The organism is Dactylosporangium sp. NPDC051485 (assembly GCF_040682015.1).
In the GTDB taxonomy this organism is placed as follows: domain Bacteria; phylum Actinomycetota; class Actinomycetes; order Mycobacteriales; family Micromonosporaceae; genus Dactylosporangium.
Map to the genome: position 1 here is coordinate 62,157 of NZ_JBFAZW010000041.1, position 19,732 is coordinate 81,888.

At 67.9% G+C, this 19,732-nt stretch carries 16 protein-coding genes; 4 read left to right on the forward strand and 12 right to left on the reverse strand.

What is annotated here, in order from left to right:
* Positions 1 to 91: 91 nt before the first annotated feature.
* From AB0M46_RS23565 to AB0M46_RS23585, 5 genes are all read right to left on the reverse strand, one after another.
* Positions 92 to 868: a methyltransferase domain-containing protein gene (locus AB0M46_RS23565; protein ID WP_363339112.1), complete on the reverse strand. Its 777-nt coding sequence runs from the start codon at positions 866 to 868 to the stop codon at positions 92 to 94.
* The gene (locus tag AB0M46_RS23570) at positions 865 to 1,617 is read right to left on the reverse strand and encodes a class I SAM-dependent methyltransferase (RefSeq protein WP_363339113.1); all 753 of its coding nucleotides are present in this window, start codon (positions 1,615 to 1,617) and stop codon (positions 865 to 867) included. The genes AB0M46_RS23565 and AB0M46_RS23570 overlap by 4 nt, the downstream gene beginning before the upstream one ends.
* 412 nt (positions 1,618 to 2,029) lie before the next feature.
* A complete protein-coding gene (locus AB0M46_RS23575; protein WP_363339114.1) occupies positions 2,030 to 2,650 on the reverse strand; it encodes a GNAT family protein in 621 nt (206 codons plus the stop codon).
* Positions 2,647 to 4,023, reverse strand: coding sequence for a hypothetical protein (locus tag AB0M46_RS23580; protein WP_363339115.1), 1,377 nt, complete (start codon positions 4,021 to 4,023; stop codon positions 2,647 to 2,649). Before AB0M46_RS23580 ends, AB0M46_RS23575 begins: the two co-directional genes overlap by 4 nt.
* Before the next feature lie 31 nt (positions 4,024 to 4,054).
* Positions 4,055 to 5,437 carry a hypothetical protein gene (locus AB0M46_RS23585; protein WP_363339116.1) on the reverse strand — a complete coding sequence of 461 codons (1,383 nt, stop codon included), beginning with the start codon at positions 5,435 to 5,437 and terminating at the stop codon, positions 4,055 to 4,057.
* Between the two features lie 307 nt (positions 5,438 to 5,744).
* Between AB0M46_RS23585 and AB0M46_RS23590 the strand changes: the two genes are divergently transcribed.
* Both AB0M46_RS23590 and AB0M46_RS23595 read left to right on the forward strand, forming a co-directional pair.
* Positions 5,745 to 6,200 (forward strand): hypothetical protein, encoded by a 456-nt coding sequence (locus tag AB0M46_RS23590; RefSeq protein WP_363339117.1) that lies wholly within the window; start codon positions 5,745 to 5,747, stop codon positions 6,198 to 6,200.
* Between the two features lie 271 nt (positions 6,201 to 6,471).
* On the forward strand, positions 6,472 to 7,800 hold the full coding sequence (locus tag AB0M46_RS23595) for a hypothetical protein (protein WP_363339118.1): 1,329 nt from the start codon (positions 6,472 to 6,474) through the stop codon (positions 7,798 to 7,800).
* Positions 7,801 to 7,928: 128 nt separating this feature from the next.
* On the opposite strand, the gene AB0M46_RS23600 is transcribed toward AB0M46_RS23595, so the two are convergent.
* Together AB0M46_RS23600 and AB0M46_RS23605 are read right to left on the reverse strand one after the other, a co-directional pair.
* Positions 7,929 to 8,249, reverse strand: coding sequence for a hypothetical protein (locus AB0M46_RS23600; RefSeq protein WP_363339119.1), 321 nt, complete (start codon positions 8,247 to 8,249; stop codon positions 7,929 to 7,931).
* 12 nt (positions 8,250 to 8,261) lie between these two features.
* Positions 8,262 to 8,645 (reverse strand): hypothetical protein, encoded by a 384-nt coding sequence (locus tag AB0M46_RS23605; protein WP_363339120.1) that lies wholly within the window; start codon positions 8,643 to 8,645, stop codon positions 8,262 to 8,264.
* On the opposite strand from AB0M46_RS23605, the gene AB0M46_RS23610 reads away from it, so the two are divergent.
* Positions 8,639 to 9,022, forward strand: a complete 384-nt coding sequence (locus AB0M46_RS23610) for a helix-turn-helix transcriptional regulator (protein WP_363339121.1) — start codon at positions 8,639 to 8,641, stop codon at positions 9,020 to 9,022. The genes AB0M46_RS23605 and AB0M46_RS23610 overlap by 7 nt on opposite strands.
* A 484-nt stretch (positions 9,023 to 9,506) precedes the next feature.
* Positions 9,507 to 11,288, forward strand: coding sequence for an aspartate--tRNA ligase (gene aspS, locus AB0M46_RS23615; RefSeq protein WP_363339122.1), 1,782 nt, complete (start codon positions 9,507 to 9,509; stop codon positions 11,286 to 11,288).
* Positions 11,289 to 11,358: 70 nt separating this feature from the next.
* Here aspS and AB0M46_RS23620 read toward each other — a convergent pair whose 3' ends face one another.
* The 5 genes from AB0M46_RS23620 to AB0M46_RS23640 form a co-directional block, all read right to left on the reverse strand.
* The gene (locus tag AB0M46_RS23620; RefSeq protein WP_363339129.1) at positions 11,359 to 12,363 is read right to left on the reverse strand and encodes a pyridoxal-phosphate dependent enzyme; all 1,005 of its coding nucleotides are present in this window, start codon (positions 12,361 to 12,363) and stop codon (positions 11,359 to 11,361) included.
* A 182-nt stretch (positions 12,364 to 12,545) separates the two neighbouring features.
* Complete coding sequence (locus AB0M46_RS23625; RefSeq protein WP_363339123.1) at positions 12,546 to 13,730, reverse strand: hypothetical protein; 1,185 nt, start codon at positions 13,728 to 13,730, stop codon at positions 12,546 to 12,548.
* On the reverse strand, positions 13,727 to 14,434 hold the full coding sequence (locus AB0M46_RS23630; protein WP_363339124.1) for an SDR family oxidoreductase: 708 nt from the start codon (positions 14,432 to 14,434) through the stop codon (positions 13,727 to 13,729). The genes AB0M46_RS23625 and AB0M46_RS23630 overlap by 4 nt, the downstream gene beginning before the upstream one ends.
* A complete protein-coding gene (locus AB0M46_RS23635; protein ID WP_363339125.1) occupies positions 14,427 to 14,915 on the reverse strand; it encodes an RpiB/LacA/LacB family sugar-phosphate isomerase in 489 nt (162 codons plus the stop codon). Before AB0M46_RS23635 ends, AB0M46_RS23630 begins: the two co-directional genes overlap by 8 nt.
* A partial coding sequence (locus tag AB0M46_RS23640; RefSeq protein WP_363339126.1) for an SDR family oxidoreductase occupies positions 14,916 to 19,732 on the reverse strand: 4,817 nt, incomplete at its 5' end.

Below are 19,732 nucleotides of genomic sequence, written 5' to 3' on the forward strand. Positions count from 1 at the left end.
CCGGTTGGCGGTCTTCACCCGGCCGCCGGACGTCGGGTCATTCCGCGAGGACATCGCGGTACTGGCGAACGGAGTCGCCTCCGCAGTCAGCTCAGTCTCGGTCGGTGCGGCTCGTGGTGGTGATGAACGCCGTCTCAGCGAAGCAGAACTCGCCGTCGGCGTGCGCCCGGTCCAGTTGTGCCCGCCAGGCCTGTACCTCGTGAACGGTGACCGCCGCCCGCTGCTGGGCGGCGTGCCGGTACGCAACCTGAGTGATCTCGTCGATGCGCAGACTGGCGTGCCCAGTCAGCCGGTCAGCAGTCAGAACGTGGGCGTCGAACGCGTCCACAGTCAGCCCGGCACGGCGGGCCAGGCCGGGCATCGCGCGACCGGCGCGCGGGTCAATGTGGGCCATCCACCGTTGGGATACCTCGGCGTAGGCCTGGCAGATCCGGTCGGTCAGCTGCGGGTCGGCGCCATGGATGACCAGGCCGGCGAAGTCGGTGTGCGACCACACAGCCTGCCCGCCGCGGCGCAGCACCCGGTGCGCCTCGGCGAACAGCACCGCGGGCCGGGGCAGCAGCTCGATCACGTTGTGGCAGACCAGCGCGGTCACGCCGGCGTCGTCCAACGGCAGCGGAGCCGCCAGATCCGCCCGTACCAGCAGCAGCCGCGCCCCGGCGTCCGTCTGTCCCGCGGTGGCCAGGGGCGCCGGCTGCAGGTCGATGCCGATCAGGCGGGTGCCAGGCCAGCGGTGGTGCAGGGCGATGAGGGTGCGGCCTGGGCCGCACCCCAGATCGACGACCACACCGCCGCCGGGATCGGCCAGACGGCGGGCGAGGGCGTGGTGGATGGGGTGCGGCCCGGGCTCCGCGGCGGTGCCGGTCATGGTGCCGGCCGTTGGTAGACGGTGACGTGACCGCTGGACGCAGCGGTGTATGGTTCGCCGCGCCATCCGCCGCTGCGGTGCACGAGGTCAAGGCCGGCGAGCCGGGCCATCAGGTCCAGTTCGGCGGGCCAGATGTAGCGAAGGTGCACCGGGTACAGCCGGATCCCGTCGGCGGTGATGGCGATCTGCTGCGAGAACACGGTCTGGGTGACCGGGTCGTGGCGGGCGACGTCCAGCCTGACCGCGTCGGTGTCCGCGGTGCGGGCCTCAACGCGCTGGCCCCGATCGAAGCGGCTCGGGTCCGGTACGAATGCCTCGACAACCAGCCGGCCGCCCGGTCGCAACCGTGCTGCGGCCAGGCTCAGTGCCCGCACCTGGGTCTGCTGCTCGGTGAGGCAGTACAGGGTGCTGGCGACGATGTACACCAGATCGAAGCTGCCTGATACCGGCACGTCGGCAAGATCTCCGACAATGACCGGCAGGCCGGCGCCGCCGGGCTTGGCCCGTAGTCGTTCCACCATTCGCGGGGACGCGTCGACCCCGGTCACCGCAATGCCCCGCGCTGCGAGCGGAATCGCGATCCGGCCGGTACCGATGCCCAGTTCCAGTGCGGTACCACGCTCGCCTGCACACCGGGCCAGGAAGTCGGCCGCGGCTTCGGCCACCCCGTCGGGCCCATCTGCATTCCACTCGTCGTAGACGTCAGCGATCGCATCCCCGTAGGTCCGTGGCTCAAACGGTTCTGGCATGAAGGCACTGTGCCAGTCGGCGAATCGGTCCGCGACCCAATACCAGTCAGCCGGGCCGGAGATAGGTCAACGGCACGGGCTGTAGCTGCACGTCGGCACCGGCGGAGGCGGGCAGGCGCTGTTCAGCCCGCGACGGCGGCACCTGGTGGCCAGTATCGCGCATCAGCAGCGTCTCGCTGGACCTCACAAAGTGTTACTCGTGCCCGTACAACATCAGCTGTTCTTTCCTCCGTGACCTGCAGTGGCTCGGCTACTTCTCCGGCGACCCCTCGAGCCTGATCAACCAGTTACGGACAATCGGCGGCGCCGGCCGACGTTGCGTGTTCCTGTCAACCGTAGGTATCCCGCACCAGGGTGCGAACGGTCTCGCCAGCCAGTGGCGGCTTGCCGTCCGGACCGGAACAGGGTGCCTCTAGTTCTGCTTCTCTGCACGCGCTGACCATTCCTCGTCCAGTATTGCGAACAGCAGAGAGTCCCGCCATGCGCCGTTGGTAAATACGTGGTCGCGTAAATGTGCCTCGTACTGGAAGCCTAGTCTTGCGAGTGCCGCCTGTGAGGCTAGGTTGTCGGGCCCGCACGCGGCCTGAATCCGGTGCAGGCCAAGCGTGTCTAAGCCAAAACCGAGCATAAGCACGGCTGCCTCAGTTGCGAACCCTTGCCGCCAGTAGTCCTTGCGGATCGCCGCTCCGAGCTCACCCGAACGAACACCCTCACCGTCTGTCGGTTCGATAAGGCCAATTCGAGCAAAGCCAATCAATGAGCCCGTCTCTTTGGCGACGATAGCGAGGTAGTAGTCTGGCCGAGGTGTACTCCGCGCACGCTCGATGTCGGCCGCGAGACGTTCTGCCTGCTCCTCGCGGGTCCGGGTGTCGAAGCTCAGAAAGGAGGTGACCTCGGGGTCGCCCACAATGGCCATTGACTCTTCAAGGTCGCTCGGCTCGAACTCCCGGAGGAATATGCGCGGCCCGTCGAGCCTTACCGGATACACGTGAGTTCCATCCTCATCTGCTACGAGCGCTTGCGGGGTTGTCAAACCGACAATAGTCTGGCCGGATGCTGGCAGAATGATTCTATTTCGTCGCGCATCTCGCGTGCGAGCAACGACCCGGTGTACCGCCGCTCTCGGAGAGCGTGGTGCACCTGATTGACGCTGTGGACGATGCCTCCGATCCTGCGGTCCGGGTCTAGGTCGAGGACCGCTTGTAGTGCGTCCCGCGCACCGTCGAGCGCGCCGGCGTGTACGCGAGCGAGGGCGAGTTCGGCGCGGGCGCCCGCCTCCGTGCTGAAGGATCGGTGTTCGTCGGGGCCGTCCTCGAACAGGTCGAGAGCTGCCTGCGCTGCTCGTTCGGCGTCGAAGTCCGCACTCTCGTCCAGGAAGACGTACGTCCCAGCCGCATAGTAGTGCTGCTTAGCCTCACTGAAGGTCAGCAGACCCCCGACCTCATCAAGATCGTCGGAGCGTACCTGGTCGCGGCGATCCGCAGCGCGACCTAGCTCCTCTCGCGCGTCGTGTGGCTCGGAGAGCTGCGCGAGCGCGCGAGCGCGTAAGGCGGGCAACCACGCTGTGACCGACCCCGTCAAGTTCGCGGAGATCTCGGCGCCGGCGGACGAGTAGCGGACCGCCTCCTGGGGCCGGCCGGCACGGAATGCGATCAAAGCCTGTTGGCCTCTCGCCCATGCTTGTAGCCCGACGTGACCCGCATTCTCGGCACACACGTACATCGTCCGCGCTTGGGTCATTGCTTCGCGAGGGCGACCGAGATCATGGCTGGCTTTCGAAAGCAGCCCAGATGCCATACCAGCTAGCACGAAGAGTTCTGACGTCCAGGTCGGCCTCTGCCTGCCGGTCAGCGCCCCGAAGATCGAATCCTGCGTGTCAAGCAGGTCGCTCATGATGGACGAAAGGGGTTCACGGAGATAGTCGCTTGCCAGGCGGGTCACATCATCACGCAGTTGATCTATTGCCTCGCGGCCGATGTTGCTCTCCTCGGCGAAGGTGGTGAATCGAGCGGCTCGTCGAGCGGACATGGCCACCTGCTTCCCGATGTCGGATGGGTCACTCAGGTCTTTGTGGGTCTGGCTGGTGGCAGTGTTGGCGATCGGCTGCTCGGCGACTGCCGAGGGGCGGTATGCGAACGCATCGACGTTGTGATCGGGGGCCGGCGCGAGGAGTTGATCCATTGAATAGCCCCAGTAGATGCGCGCGACGCGGGCCTGTGCTGGACGGGGACGGGTCACCACATCGCCCGCGATCCATCGGCGCAACGTCCGCAGGCTCAGGGCCGCGTTTTCGTCGTTGTCACGCGCGCACCTGCGGTAGCCCTCGCAGGTCTCCTCGTGGGTGAGCTCGCTGCGCTCCACGAGGACTGCGAGCAGCGTCTGCTGTCCTGCCACCGAGATCACCACCTTCGAACGATCCAGTAATTCGAATGAGGACTCACGCCGGCAGGGCCGCTGCGGGCAGCCGGCAGAACGCCTCGATCTCCTCACGCAGCAGGCGCACGGCCGGCGAGCCCGCTTGACGTCGTCCACTCAACGCTTGATGCACTCGGCCGGCGCTCGCGATGATCCCGCCGATGCGTCGCTCCGGAACAAGGTTCAGCACTGGAGCCAGAGCCTCGTGCGCGCCTTCAATCTCTCCAGCGCGGACGCGCGCAAGTGACAGCTCAGCCCGGGCGCCTGCGACGTCGCTGAACGATCGGTCTTCGGCACGGCCGTGCTCGAATTGCTCAAGAGCCGCCACGGCCTCCGATTGGGCTCGTCCCTGCTCCCCGTCCAGGCATACATACGTGCCCGCCGCATAGTAGCTCTGCCGTGCTGGCGGGAACCCGAAGAGCCCACCGATCGCGTCAAGGTCGTCAGCTTCGTGAGCGTCGCGTTGGTCGCTTGCCCGGCCCAGCGCTGCTGCCGCCTCGTCGCCGTCAGACATGAGCGCCCACCCACGAGCCTCCAGGGACGGTAGCCAAACCGCGACCGAGCCGTTGAGATTGGCTGCGACCTCGGCACCGTTGCGTGCGTAGCGGACCGCCTGTTGCGGCCGACCGGCCCAGTATGCGATCAAGCTTTGCAGTCCACGTGCCCAGGCACGCAGCCCGTGGTGGTCCGCGTTGTCGGCGCACACGTACAAGGTTCGGGCGTGAGTCATCGCCTCGTGCGTTCGGCCTAGATCATGACTTGCCTTGGCGATCATGCCAGATGCCACGCCCGCGAGGAGATACAGGTCGCGGGTCAGCGCTGGCTTCTGCTTTCCCTCCAGAAGTTGGAAGACGGTCTCCTGGGTGTCGATGAGGTCACTCATGATCGTGACAAGTGGGTCCTGGATATATGCGCCGGCCAGGTGGCCGATGTCGTCTTGAAGTTGAGAAATCGCCTCCGGTCCAACGTTGTCGATCTCAGCGAAGGAAGTGAACCGGGCGGCGCGTCGGGCTGCCATCGCAACCTGCCTTTCTAGGGAACTGGCCGGGCGTTCCAGCTCAGCCGATGATCGACTCGGTTCTGATCGGTCCGCGGTCACCGGCGCGGCATCCGGCGACATGACCGAGACTTCGTCGCCATCCGGGGCGCTGGCATGCGCGGGCGGTGCGGGACCGAGCAGTTGCGACATGGGGAATCCCCAGAACCGTCGAGCCACTCGACGCTGCGATGGGCGCGGCCCCGTCCGGACGTCTCCCACCATCCACCGGCGAAGTGTTCGCACGCTGAGCGTCGCATCCTCATTGCTGTCCCGTGCGCAGCGCTCGAACCCGGCCACGACCTCAGCAAGGGTGTGCTCGTCGCCGCCGACGAGGACCGCGAGCAGCGTCCTGTGCTCGTCTTTCACCCCGGGCCCCCTGTCCCTTGGACGGATCTAAGAATGACCGTAGAGCCGACTCGGGCCGCAGTCCACGCTTCTGCCCTGTGGTCCGTCAATACGGCCCTTCGATGTCCGCCTTGTGACCGCCTAACGGCAGGCAAGCGGCGCGCGGGTGCGCTTCTGAAGGCAACGACGCACTAGCCACACTGCTCCGCAGAACGTGACGCACGTGAATTGCTACAGCTCGTTGCCTTGATCGACCGCGATCAAGCGCGCCACGAAGCCCAGGTACCCAGGTAGACAGCACGACCCGACGCCTGAACCGGAGGTCAACATGCTGGTCGAGGACTCGCCTTGCCGGGAACACGTAGCAACACCAGTGTCGCCTTCGCGTTCGATGCATCATGCGCTCATCGAGGCCCGGGTCGGTCGACTCGACCGGAGTGCGATCGGCGCCGACGTGCGACTTGACAAGTCCGCCATCAGCGGACGGTCACCGGTAGCGGATCAGTACACCGTTCGATCGCTGCTGATTTGTGATGGTTGCGATCGACCTCTGCAAGCGTCGTTGGCCGCAGATGGCGAACGTGAATACGTGTTCCTCTGTGGTTGCCGTCGCAACGGCGTCAAAGCCGCGCTGGTCGAGCGGCTGGTACGGGATCGGGTCGAGTCTGCGTCAGTACTGCTGGTGACAGGCGTTGAGGAACTTCCCGCTGTCTTCCGGAGACTGTTCGCCGAGGTTCGCATCGGGGACGGACCCGAGGAGTTGGAGTTCGTCTGGCGGCTGTAGCGGCTTCTGGTCGTTGAACTCGGCTGCGGCTACGGCACCGTCCACTTGATCCTCTCTACGGCCGGAACAGCACTGCGTTCCCGCGGCGGTTCGCGGCGCAGTACAGCCGCCGCGCCGGGCCGGTCAACGCAAGAATCGCCCGTCGTGACGGCGACTGTCGCTGCCGCGTCCGAGCCGGACGGTCGCCTCGCCGTCACCACCGCAGGTGCTGCCCATACGCCGCACCAGTAGCCCTCACACGATCTCGTCCCGCCACCCCTTGGAGCCGATCTTGACCAGCGCGATGACCAGCACGCCGGTCGCTGCGGCAGCAGCCTCGACGACCGTCCGGGACATCGTCGCCCGATTCCACGACCTCGCCGTCAACCAGCCCGACCGGGCCGCGGTCATCGACGCCCACCGTGCCACCACGTTCGCCGATCTGTGGCGGTCGGCGTACGAGCACGTCGCCCGGCAGCAGCCCACCGACCGCCTGGTGGTCCCGGTCCTCGCCCGGCCGACCGCCGCGACGATCATTGCTGCGCTCGGGGTATGGCTCGGCGGCGGCATCCCGATGCCGGTCCCGGCCACCGCCCGGGCCAAATTCATCGACGCTGCGATACAACAGGCCGACAACGTCGGGCACTGGTGCCAGCCGTGGCGGGCGCACCTGCGCACCGAGCACGGCGGCCGACGGGTCTACGTCGCCGGTGGGGAACCACCGACCAGCCCACGCTTCGCCGACGCGATCGGGCTCACGGCCGGCGGCACCTCACTGCTCACCGCGCCGCTACACGTCGCGGCAATCTTCGACACCGCCGTCCGGCAACTCCTCCACGGCGGCACGGTCGTGCTCCGGCCGGAGTTCAGCCCGCAGGACTGGCTGGCCACGGCGGTCGAGACGGGCGCTGACTGGGCGGTCCTCGCCGCCGGCCAGGTGATGGGGCTGCTCCAGCGCCAGGAGACGTTGACCGAGTGGCTGCCGTTCGCCACCGGAGCGTTGCGCCGGGTCGTCGTGCCCGCCGCGGTCCCGGCCGTGAATATCGGCTACCTCGCTGCCGTCACCGCCCGCACCGGCGCAACCGTCACCGCCTGGTACCACGCCCCCACCTACGACGGCGCGCTCAGCCAGCCCGGCGGATCCCATGGCAGCCTGACACCACTGCCCGGCGTCCACCTGCGGACCGTCGACCCGGCCGGCAGGCCGACACTGCCCGGCGTGGCCGGGCTGATCGAAGCGTCCAGCAGCAGCGGCGCCACCGCGCACCGCGCCGACCAGCCCTGCACCCCAGCCGGGACGTGGCGGACCAGCGGCGACATCGGCACCCTCGACCAAGACGGCAACCTCACCCTGCGCCGCCTGGAAGCGGCCCGACACTACCTCTCCCCAGACGCGGCAACGGTCGGCGTCGCTGTGCTCCGCCAAGCCCTCGCCGCACACCCCGACATCACGTCTCACACCATCTACGTCGTGCCCGACGAGCACGGCCAACGCCGCGCCCACATCCGGGTGTGGACGCACACGGCCCTGACCCCGGCCGCAGTTGCCCGGCACTGCGCTACCCACCGCAGCCCATGCGCGCCCGAACACATCACCGTCACCACCACAGGTGCCCGATGACACGGCCCACCGGGCGGCACCCGGTCGTCGTCGACCGCCGCGCCAGGCTGCCGATCGGCTCCCGCAGCCGCAGCACTGCCCCACCCGGCGAGCCGGTGACAGCCACGTCCAGGACATCGGCACCGCGCTCAACGTCTGGCTTCTCCACCGACCTCGCCCACGCACTGCGCACGCTGACCGGCACGCCGGGACTCTCGCCGCTCGCATCGACCGGCTGCGACGGACGCTGCGCCAGCCCCGCCTTCTACGACCGGGCCACCGGCGTCTGGCGGCACCTCAACGCCACGCACGCCCAGCCTCACCGCTACCAAGGCGGCACTAACGTCGACACCCTGCACGTCGCCGCCGACCTTGCCGCCCTGTTGCACCAGCACGGCCACACCCTGCAGGCACACCACCTGCTGACCCGAAGCCTGCGCGAAGCCGCCGCAGGTCTTGCCGTCGACCACCCGCTCATCGCTCTACTCGCCACCGACCTTCGAGCCGTGGCCACACTCGACGACGCGCCCCGGCCGCACGATCCGCGTGCCCCGCCGTCGCCGGACACCCGATACACCGACGACCCAAAGAGCATTGCGCATGACCGGCAACGCGCCGCCGCCCCAGCCTTGGCGCCCACCAAGCGGCCAACTGCCAGCACAACAGCCGCGCTCGTTGCCACCGTCATATCGGCGCAATGTTGCCACGGCCGGTGTCAAATTGGGGCGGTCCAGCGCATCGGCAAAGGCGGCCGACAAGGTGCTGGCCGAGCAAGTCGGCCAGTTCGACGCGGCCACGAAAGCGTTGGCGTCCACAAAGACCGAATCGGGCGATAGATCAAACAGGAGGGGGACGAACATTGCCACAGAGGCCGGCCTCTCTCCAGCCGTTCGCTTCGATACGACACTACTTCGGTGCGGAACTTCGCGCGTGGCGACAGCTTCGCGGTCTTTCGCTGGCCCGGCTGGGTCAAGTGGTACACAATTCTGGTGACCTACTCGGAAAGATCGAGAAGGCGCAACGCTGGCCGAGTGAAGACCTGGTCTACCGTTGCGACACCGCACTGCAGGCTTGCGGCGCATTGGCGAGACTCTACGCACTGGCGCAATCCCAACACATCGATCGAAGTGTCGAGTTCGTTGCGAAAGACGCGGACTGTCCGATGGAGGATTTGGCGTTCCAGACACAGCGCATCGCGGGGGTCGTCAGTCTGGACGCATTCCGACGCCGAAAGCTGGTGTAGTCCGTTGCGCGGCTCCCCGGCAACGCCGGGATCCGGCGCAGAGGTTTGCCGTGCCCCTCCCGCTCCGCGGGTGCGTCGCGCAGCGTCAAACTCTGGCCGAGGCGGACGCTGTACGTGGCGACTGCGATGCCTGGGTTGACGGTCTGCGATCTCGACGCCGTCAGTGTGGGTGGCGCCGCGGCCCTCATCGGATTGGGGCAGGGGCGCCGTGGGACAACTCTGCGGGCCTGCGAGTGGGTCCGCGCCGATGGCGGGAGCAGCGCGACCGCAGCGATCACGGAGTACTCGTCACCAGTGAGTCGATCTCAAACAGGTCCTCAACGTACGGCTCGCGTATCAGGCGCGACCGTCGCCAGCGTCTCTGGCATGATGGTCCCAACCAGCCGCCCGCGCCAGTGGAGTCCCCGATGTGTACGCCGTGTAGGCTGTCGGGGTGATGTCGGGAGGCCACAAATTTCGGCTTCGAATACGGGTTGGATGAACGATGCATCGGTACCGGTCACACACCTGCGGCGAACTCCGGGCAAGCGATTCCGGAAAGGAAGTTCGTCTTTCCGGCTGGCTTCACAACCGCCGGAATCACGGCGGCGTTCTGTTCGTCGATCTCCGTGACCACTACGGCATCGTTCAATTGGTGTTCCGTCAGGGCGATGCCATGTTCGAAACACTAAGCGGCATGCGGAAAGAGACGGTAATTTGCGTTGACGGTACGGTGGCCGCCCGGGGTCCAGGAAACGTCAACACCGACTTGCCGACCGGAGAGATCGAGATCGAGGTGTCCGGCATCGAGGTGCTGGGGACCTGCGACCCGCTGCCGTTCAGCGTCTTCCCGGAAGACTCCGTGTCGGAACGGGAGCGTCTTACCTACCGCTTCCTCGACCTTCGACGCAGCCAGATGCACAACAACATCATGCTCCGCTCTGCTGTGGTCCGCAGCCTACGGGAGAAGCTGACCGCTCTCGGGTTCACAGACCTTCAGACGCCGATCATGTCAGCGCCGAGCCCCGAGGGTGCCCGCGATTACCTCGTGCCTTCCCGGCTCTACCCGGGCAAGTTTTATGCACTGCCTCAGGCACCGCAGCAGTTCAAGCAACTGCTGATGGTCGCTGGGTTCGACCGTTACTTCCAGATCGCACCGTGCTTCCGGGACGAAGACAGCAGGGCGGACCGCTCACCTGGCGAGTTCTACCAGCTCGACATCGAGATGAGCTTCGTCGAGCAGGCGGATGTCTTCAACGTTGTCGAAACCGTCCTCACCGAGCTTTTCCGCGAATTCGCCCCGGACTGGGAAACGACGTCCCCGTATCCCCACATCACCTTCCGTGATGCGCTGCTGCGGTACGGCACTGACAAGCCAGACCTGCGCGCGCGGCTCGAATTGGTCGATGTATCCGACGTCTTCGCCGCCAGCACGTTCCGTGCCTTCGCCGGCAAACACGTCCGCGCGTTGCCGGTTCCGCACGTCGGTGACCAGCCAAGGTCGTTTTTCGACCAGATGGAAGCATTCGCCGTATCCCGCGGCGCCAAGGGGCTCGCGTGGGTGCGAATCGAGGAAGACGGCAGGCTGACCGGGCCGATCGCGAAGTTCCTCACGGAGGATGAGGCACAGCGACTCACCGGCGAGGTGAAGGGCGCGCCCGGAACGGCCGTGTTCTTCAGCGCGGGTGAACCGCGCGACGTCGACAAGATCATGGCCGACGTTCGGGTGGAGGCTGCACAGCGAGCCGGCCAGTTCGATCGCAATGTCTACCGGTTCTGCTGGATCGTCGACTTCCCCATGTACGAGCTCGACGACAACGGGACGGTTCAGTTCAGCCACAACCCGTTCTCCATGCCTCAGGGCGGTCTGAAGGCGCTTGAGACGCAGGATCCGCTGGACATCCTGGCCTGGCAGTACGACATCGTGTGCAACGGCGTCGAACTGTCGTCGGGCGCGATCCGCAATCACAGCCCGGAGGTCATGTACAAGGCGTTCGAGACTGTCGGCTACACGCCCGATCAGGTCGAGCGCGAGTTCGGCGGCATGCTGCGGGCGCTCCACTTCGGTGCGCCGCCGCACGCGGGCATCGCCCCCGGCGTCGACCGGATCGTGATGCTGCTGGCGGATCAGCCGAACATCCGAGAGGTCATCGCGTTCCCGCTGAACCAGAACGCCCAGGACTTGCTGATGGGCGCGCCCACAGAGATGTCACCGGAGCGCCTGGCGGAGCTGCACCTGAAGATCGACAAGAAGCCGCCCCGCCAGTCAGGCGCTGCCAGTTCATAGCAAACGGTTGTTCGATGTGTGAGGCGGCCGTCAGACGGAGGAGGCTTCCCGTCTGACGGCCGTCTCGGCTTCACGGAAGCAACACGTGCCACGCGTCGGCTGATTCTCGATGTTGGAATGGCCGCGACCCGCTCACGATGAACGCCAGTTTGGTCGTCCGCTCGAGCTTGCTCGTCAGCAGACCGGCAAGGGATATGTATGCCGAGCGTTCCCGTTCATAGTCGAGCGCGATGCCGGCCTCGGCAAGCACCTTGTCGGCCAGCGGCCTGGCTTCCTCGACCGCGACGGGCGTAACGGCGCGGAAGACCGTTCCATCTGGCATCTGCTGCCGCAGCAGCGGCAGCGTAGCCACCGGGTTGGTCGACTGCAGCGTGGGCTCGAACGGATCGTCAGGCAGGTTCAACTCTTCCTCGGCAAGGGTCCGGTGACCGGCCTGCCAGGCGCGGGTGAGGGTGTCCGCGTCGGCGGGCTGGAACAGCAGGTACCGGCGGTTCTTCAGGATGCCGTGCGGGTGGTCAACCGCCCGGCTCAGGCGCCGGAAGCCGGTTTCGTACCCGAGCGGCCCGTAGCCGCCGGCCACCGTCTGCACGATCAGGTCGACCTGTGGCGCCGTTTCGTAGAGCCACCAGGCGAGGCTGGCCTTGCCTTCCAGCTTCCAACCGACCGGGGCGAGGTGGTGCCGGCCGTCGCGGGCCGCGGCGTCCTTGGCGACCTTGGCGACCTTGGGAAAGCTCGTGTCGACCAGGAAGACGGGGTAGGCGGGGTCGGCGGTGATGTCGCCGAGCTTGTCGGCGTTCTGCCGGGGGACGTAGCACGCGCAAGGGAGGCCGGCGCGAACGGCGAACTGCCGATACGACAGGGCCGTGTTGCCCGTCGAATGGACCGAGATTCTGGTCAGCCCCATTTCGCGGGCGCCTGCGATGACGACCGCTGCCTCCAGGTCCTTGAAGGTACCCGTGCCGAACCCGGTGCAGTCGACGAGCCATGCCTCCGCCACCCCCAGTTGGGACTCAAGCAACGGGCTGCGCACTGTGGCCGGCAGCACATGGTCGTCCAGTTCGGGTGCGTACATCACCGGCAGCAACGCCGGATACCGCCACGGTAGTCCTCGTTCGGCGTCAACCAGGGTGCTGAATGGCGCCGGCTCGCTGAGGCGAGGTTCGAGTTGGCCGCCGCACGCGTCGCAGGCGTATGCCGCCGTCTCCGCTGACGAGATCGTCTTGTCTGGGCATGCCGGGCAGCTCAATCTCTGCGTAATCAATGTGTACTCCTTTCCGTACAACGCAATGTCGTCTGTTCACGCGCCGCAAGCGCTTCACGGTCCATCGGTCGCAGCTGCTGGGCCATGCCACGGAGGCGGTCAAGCAGTTGCGCGTCGGCGGCCGGATGACGGATGGCGTAGAGGATCAGGTTGCGGTTGGCCCACCAGCCTCCGGTGCGGACCACCGCATCGACGATGGATTCGAGCGTCCGGGGATCGCAGTGTGCGTTGAGAATCGCGGCGTGCCGCACCCACCAGTTCGACCCGTGCCGCGGCTGCCCTAGCAGGGTTCGAAGCTCGGCGCTGTTGTCGGCAAGGAAGGCGTGCATCATGGCTTCCGCCTTGCCGGTAGGGCTGGACTGCGCGGCGAGCGCTGGCCATCGCGGCGCGGCGAGCAGCGCTGAACCCAGGCGGGCAAAGGTCTTGGGAGTCAGCGGTGCGTGGCGCTGGAGCCACGGCCCGCCGGCGCGGATTAGGTCGCCGGCGCAGGTCAGGTAGTGCGCTTCGAGTTCGTTGTACGCGCTGGCGAGCTCGGCGAACGTCGCCTCGCCTTCTTCGCACTTGAGGCGGAACCGCATTGCCTGCTGGAAGGACGTCACTGCGGTCGGCGTTAGCAGGCCGTCAGCTGCCAAGCTGCGCAGCATGGCTTCTGTGCCGGCGCCGTGGCGGATTCCGAGGATCAGCTGACCGCATTCGGCGAGCGCTGACCAGCAGCGGGTCGCGCCGACGGCGAACTTCTCGGGGCGGTACATCCCGGCGCCGTACAGCCTTCCCCCCGCGATCGACGTGGCGACCAGGTGGTAGACCTCTCGGGCGCGTAGCGCCTGGTCGGCCCAGAGTGCCTCGACCACCTCGTCGAACTGGGCTGCCGAGCGGGCGGTGGGCGGACCTAGCGGCCTGGCGAACATCACGGCGTGGAGGTCGGTCGCGTTCGACGTGGCCCATCTGTGCAGGCCGGCCCGGTCGTCGTCGCAGGTGACGAGGTCGAGGTAGGCGGCGTGGCGCACCATCAGCTCGGGCAGAGGCGTTCGGCGCGGGTTCCAGCAGAACAGATCCAGATCGCTGAGCCGGGTCATCTCGCCCCGGGCAGTGCCGCCCCACGTGGCCACCAGGAGTTCGGGATCCGCTCCCGAGAGGATCGTGGCCAGTGACTGGGCTTCTTCGCTGACGGTCGCCGTCATCGCGCCCCTGTCAGTGTGCTTCCACCGTCCACGGTGATCACTTGTCCGGTGAGGTGGTCGGCATGGGGCAGCAGGCCGGCGACGAGGTCGGCCAGTTCGCCGGGCACGAGCAGGCGTCCGCCGGGGCGGCCGGGGTCGAGCGGCGCATGCGGGTACTGTCGGGCCACGCGCTCACGGTTGCGTTCGACCATGACGGTCCCCGGAGCGACGGCCAGCACCCGGATACCGGCGGCGGCCCAGCCCACGGCGAGGCTCCGCACGAGGCTTACCGTGGCCGCCTTGCTGGCGGCGTAGAGCGGCTGACCCGGCCGCGGCACGAACGCCGCGTTGGAGGTGACCAGCACGCAGGTGCGGGGCCGCAACGGCCCTAGGTGGTATGCGGTGTGCAGGACGTTGATCGGGCCGACCAGGTTGTCCGCCAGGACCTCGGTCGTCTCCTCGGGGGTCGCCGATTCGAGGGCCAGATATGACACCGTGCCGGCCGTCATCACGAAGACGTCCGGCATGCCGTGGCTCTCGGCGGCGGCCTTGGCGGATGCCGCGAACGCCGCGCGGTCGGCCGCGTCGACTCGGTAGAACGGGAAGCGCGACGGGCGCTCGACGCGGTCGAACCCGACGACGTCGTGGTCCTGGGCGAGCCGTTCGATCAGGTGCGCGCCGATCCCTCCCGTGCCGATCACCCAGGCGCTCGGGCGGTCACCCACGGAGTCCTCCGGTTGTCTCCAGCAGTGCGATCTTGCGTAGCTTGGGACGTGAGCGGTCCGAGTCGAATGAGTGGCTGAGCCAGGTGGTCACGAGCATTGCCGCCAGCGCCGGGGTCGTGACTTCGGCCCCGAGTGCGAGTACGTTCGCATCGGAGTTGCGGCGCGCCTTCTCGACGCTGTAGGTGTCTGTGCAACGGGCGGCGCGAATGCCGTGCACCTTGTTGGCCGTGATGCTCATGCCCAGTCCGGTGCCGCACACGAGGATCGCGGAGTGCAGGCCCCCGGCGGCTACGCGGCGGCAGGCGTCGACCGCGATGTCTGGGTAATCCGCCTCGCCCGAGCCGTCTGCAAGGTCGAAGGCGACGCCGTGCGCGGTCAGGGTGGAGGTGACCGCATCGGATAGGAGCCGGCCCGTAGGGTCGAAGCCGACGACGATGCGGGTTGGCGTTCGCGTGTCCTGCTCGGTCGCTGCTGCGGACATCTATCGGTCCTCCTGGCGTTTGGTGGTGGCGTCCTGTGTTCCGGACGGGTCGTCTCCCGCTATGACCGCATCGAGCAGGTCGGCGAGGTCCGCAAGCGTTCGGGCCTTGAGCATTTGGCGCAGCGGAACCTCGACCGCGAACCGGTGTCTGATCCTGGCGGCGACTCTCGTGGCGGCGAGTGAGTCGCCGCCAAGGTCACGGAATCGGTCGGACGGGCTGATGTCGTGCTGGCCGAGCACGTCGGTCCAGATGGCGGCGAGTTGCGTCAGAGTCGCGGTTTCCGCGGGGTCGGCGGTGCCGCCTGCCGCCGGATGGCTCGCGGGCGTTCGTTCCTCGCTCTGTTGGCCGGTCACCGGCGGTGCCGGCCGGGTCCAGCTTCGGCGCCGTGTGTCGAAGTCGCCACTGACGACCATTGCCTGGGTGCAGTGCGACAGCCTGGCAAGCCGGGTCAGGGCGGCGACGGCCGCGTGGGTGGGGATCTCGGCATGGGAGCCTAGGGACTCCGGCGATGTCGTCGTTCCGGCCCAGGCGTCCCAGTTGATGCTCATCCACCGCTCGTCGCCGCCGTTTTGCTTCATTGCGGCGAACGCGTCGAGGGAGGCGTTCGCGGCGGCGTAGGCGCCGAGGCCGAGACCACCAAGGATCGCCGAGCTGGACGAGAACAGGATGCAGCGGTCGAAGTCCCTTCCGGACAGGGCCTCATCGAGTGCGACAACTCCAATCGTCTTCGGGCGGAGCACCTCCTCGGCCCGCCGCCAGTCCATCTCCGTGACGGGCACTGTCGCCGCCGAACCCGTCACGCCGGCGGCGTGGACGATGTAGTCGATCCGCCCCCACTCGGTCTCGACGGTGTCGAGGAGGCGGTCGATGTCGGGGCGTCGGGTCACGTCGACCCGGGCTGTTCGTATCCGGTCGGCAGTGTGTGCGCGCCGGAGAACATCCCGCAGACCGTTCGAGCGATCCGCGACTGCGGATGGGCCAGGGTCGGTACGGCTGGCGAGCACGAGTCGGTCCCGGCTGGTGGTGGCGAGGTGCTCTGCGATGAGCAGCCCCAGCCTGCCGAGGCCACCGAGGATGACCCATGTGCGCTGCCGTCCGGCGTCGTCCGGCTCGGGAATCGGGGTCGGCTGGTACTCGGGGACCCACAGATGCCGGCCCCTGACCGCGGCGATCCTCGGCCGGTCCGCGAGCATCGCGTCCAGCACCGGTCCGGCGTTCCCGCGCTCGTCCAACCGAGCGGGGCCGTACGGGTCCAGGTCGATATAGCGTACGTCGACGAGTTGGTCTTCCTGGCCGATGACCGTCACGAGGCCGGTGAGCAGCGCGCCGGTTGGATCCGGTGAGTCCGTGTCCAGGACTGCACAGCCGTTCTGGCCTAGGACGTCGATGGTGCCGTGGGCGGACGGGAACGCCCGGCGCCAGCCGCGATAGGCGAACAGCAGGCTGCGGAACAGGCCCGCGGGGTCAGCGTGGCGCGACGATCCGGTCTGCTGCCGGGTCAGCGGCCAGGCGAAGAGCACGCGGCTGACGCTTCGGCCCTCGCGGGCGAGCATCGCGAAAAGTTGGCGGTGATCGTCCTCGGCCGTGGGGTCGGCCACGAACTCGTCGGGTCCGAGCCGATCGAACCTGTCTCCGCGGCGGACCCGCACCGTGGCCCCGCACGACAGGCGATCCACCAAGATCTGTCCGTTGACGAACTCGCCGGGATCGGCGTATATGAGCAGGTCCGCGCTGGGTGCGCGCTCGACCGTCGCGGGGGCGGGGCGCAGCAGGCGCCGCGACCAGCCCGGAATGAGGACGGTTATCTCGCCGTCGGCCGCCTGGGCGGCGGCCGTGCCGTCGGAGGCTTCACCGGGCACGCCCGGCCCGGGCGGGTCGAGTAGGTCGGGCGGGTCGAGCCAGTAGCGCTGCCGGTCGAACGGGTATGTGGGCAGCGAGGTCTTCCTGGCCCCGCCGAGAAGCTCCAGCCGTGGCCAGTCGATTTCGGCGCCGGCCTGCCACAGCCCGCCGATCGCATCCAGGATGGCGGCGCGTTCGGCGGTCTCCGACGTCTCGCACCCGATGATCGGCGCCACCGTCATGGTCCCACGGCCGACGGCCCGGCGTGCCAGACCGGTGAGGGCGTCGCCCGGTCCGACCTCGACCATGAGCGGCCGGCCCAGCTGCGCGATTCGGTCGACGGCCGCCCCGAACAGCACCGGCCTGATTGCCTGGTCGATCCAGTAGGAGGGGTCGGCGGCCTCGGTGCCGAGCATGTCGCCCGTGACGGTGGACATGATCGGCAGTTGAGGCTCCCGAAGCGCGACGCCCTCGAGGACGGCTTTCAGGGCGTCGGCGACGGGTAGCATCGCCGGCGAGTGAAACGCGCGATTCGAGGCCAGCGGCCGGATGGCCCAGTTCCGGCGCCGGCAATCGTTGGCGTACTGCGCGATCGCCTCCTGCGGTCCGGTCACGACGATGTCCCGCGGGCCGTTCATCGCAGCGATCGTGAGGCCGGCCGGCAGGGTCTGCTGTCCGTCGGCCGGTGCGGCACGGACAGCGAGCATCGCGCCCGGCGCGCAGGCGGCCATGGCTGCGCCCCGTGCGGCGACGAACCGTAGGGCGTCGTCGAGGGAGAAGACGCCGGCGACCGTGGCCGCCACGACCTCGCCCAGGCTGTGACCAGCCATGACGTCGGGCCGAAGGCCCCACCGGAGCAGTGTTGAGGCGAGCGCGTACATGACGGCGAAGAGCGCGGGCTGTGCGACCTCGGTGGAGGCGAGCGGGCTGGGCTCGTGCGATGGCTGCCCCATGACGGCCTCTCGTAGGTCCAGCCGCATGAGATGGCGCAGCAGGTCGCCGCATTCGTCAAACGCCTGACGATAGGCGCCTTCGTGCTGGTACAGGTATCGGCCCATGCCGGTGTACTGCATGCCCTGTCCGGGAAAAAGGAAGGCGATCTTCGGCGGTGCGTCCGACAGGCGGCCGCCGCCCGCTGCCCGGATCGGTTCGGCCGCCTGTCCAGCACCGACCAGCCAGTAGTGACGGTGAGGGAATTGCCGCCGTCCAGTCCGCAGCGTGTGTGCGGCGGCGGCGAGGACTGCGGCGGACGCCGCCTGCGTGACGGGGTGTAGAACTGCAACGACCCGGTCGAGTCGTTCAGCGGAGGGCGCCGAGGCAACGAACAGCTGCGGGGTTTCTGGAGGCTCTGCGTGCGGTATCGAGGGCGGTTGTTCCAGGATCAGATGTGCGTTCGTGCCGCCGACGCCGAGCGAGGACACGCCGGCCAGGCGTGGGCTGCCTTCCCAGTGCGTCCTCCGGGTCACGACCGTGAACGGTGTGGCGCCAAAGTCGATCTCACGGTTCGGGCGTTCGAAGTTGATGCTGGGCGGGACGACGCCGTCTCGCACCGCCAGTGCGACCTTGATCAAGGAGGCGACGCCGGCGGCGACGTCGGTATGACCGATGTTGCCTTTAACGGAGCCGATGAGGCACTGGCCACCGGCTGTGGATGCGCCGGAGTACGGCGTGCTGAGAGCGGCGATCTCGACTGGATCGCCCAGGGTCGTGGCTGTGCCGTGGGCTTCGACGTAGCCGATCGAGGCCGGCGATACAGCAGCATCGGCCAGGGCTCGCCGCACCACCTCGGCGTGGCCGGTCACGCTCGGCGCCGTGAAACCGATCTTCGTCGCCCCGTCGTTGTTGACGGCCGATCCCCGGATCACGGCATAGATGGAGTCGCCGTCGCGCAGTGCGTCGGTCACGCGTTTGAGGACAACGACGCCGGCTCCGCTGGTGAACACGGTGCCCGCAGCATCGGCGTCGAAGGGCCTGCAGTGACCGTCGGGTGAGGTGATGCCGCCGGACTCGAAGAGGTAACCGCGGCCGTGGGGTACCCGGATCGACACCCCGCCGGCCAGTGCAACGCCGCACTCGCCGGAACGCAGGCTCTGCACCGCGAGATGCACCGCGACGAGCGAAGTCGAGCAGCCCGTCTGCACGGTGATGCTCGGTCCGGTCAGGTTGAGCCGGTACGAGACCCTGGGCGCGAGGAAGTCCTTGTCGTTCGCAACGAGCAGGTGCAGCGCGTCCAGGGAGCCGCCGAGCAACTGCGAGAGCCGGCCGCTGGGGTCCAGCCGCTGGCGGTGGGGAAGCACGTTGTGCAGGAGATACCCGTTGTGGCCCGTGCCGGCGAACACGCCGACGGGTGCGGCGGTGCGCTCGGGGTCGATGCCGGCATCTTCCAGCGCTTCCCAGGACAGCTCCAGGAAGACGCGCTGCTGCGGGTCCAGGACTTCGGCCTCGCGGGCGCTGTAGCCGAAGAACGCCGCGTCGAAGCGGTCGAAGTGTGCGATCGGTCCGTGCGCGCACACCCAGCCACCTTCGGGTTTCCGGTCTTCGCAGTCCGGTGAAGGACCGATGAGCTCGTCGCCGGCCAGAAGCCGGTCCCAAAACTCGGCGGCGTCGGCCGCGCCTGGGAACCGGCACGCCAGGCCCACGATGGCGATCGGCTCGTGCCGGTCGGCGGCGATGCACACGCTGTCCGCAGAGGCCCCACTGAGGGTGGCGCCCGGCGCAGCGCTGCCGGGCAGGCGACCGGCCACCGCACGGGCCTGGGACCGCACGGTGGGGTGCTGAAAGAGCTCGGCGATGGACAGGTGCACACCGAGCTTCTCATCGATGCGCGCCCGGACGCGCATGAGATCCAGCGAGTCTCCGCCGAGGTCGAGGAAGTTGTCGTGGGGGTTGATGTGGTTGAGGTGGAGGGTCTGTTGCCAGATGGTGGTGAGGGTGTTCTCGATGGTGTCGGGGTTGGTGGTGGTTGTGGTGGGCGGTG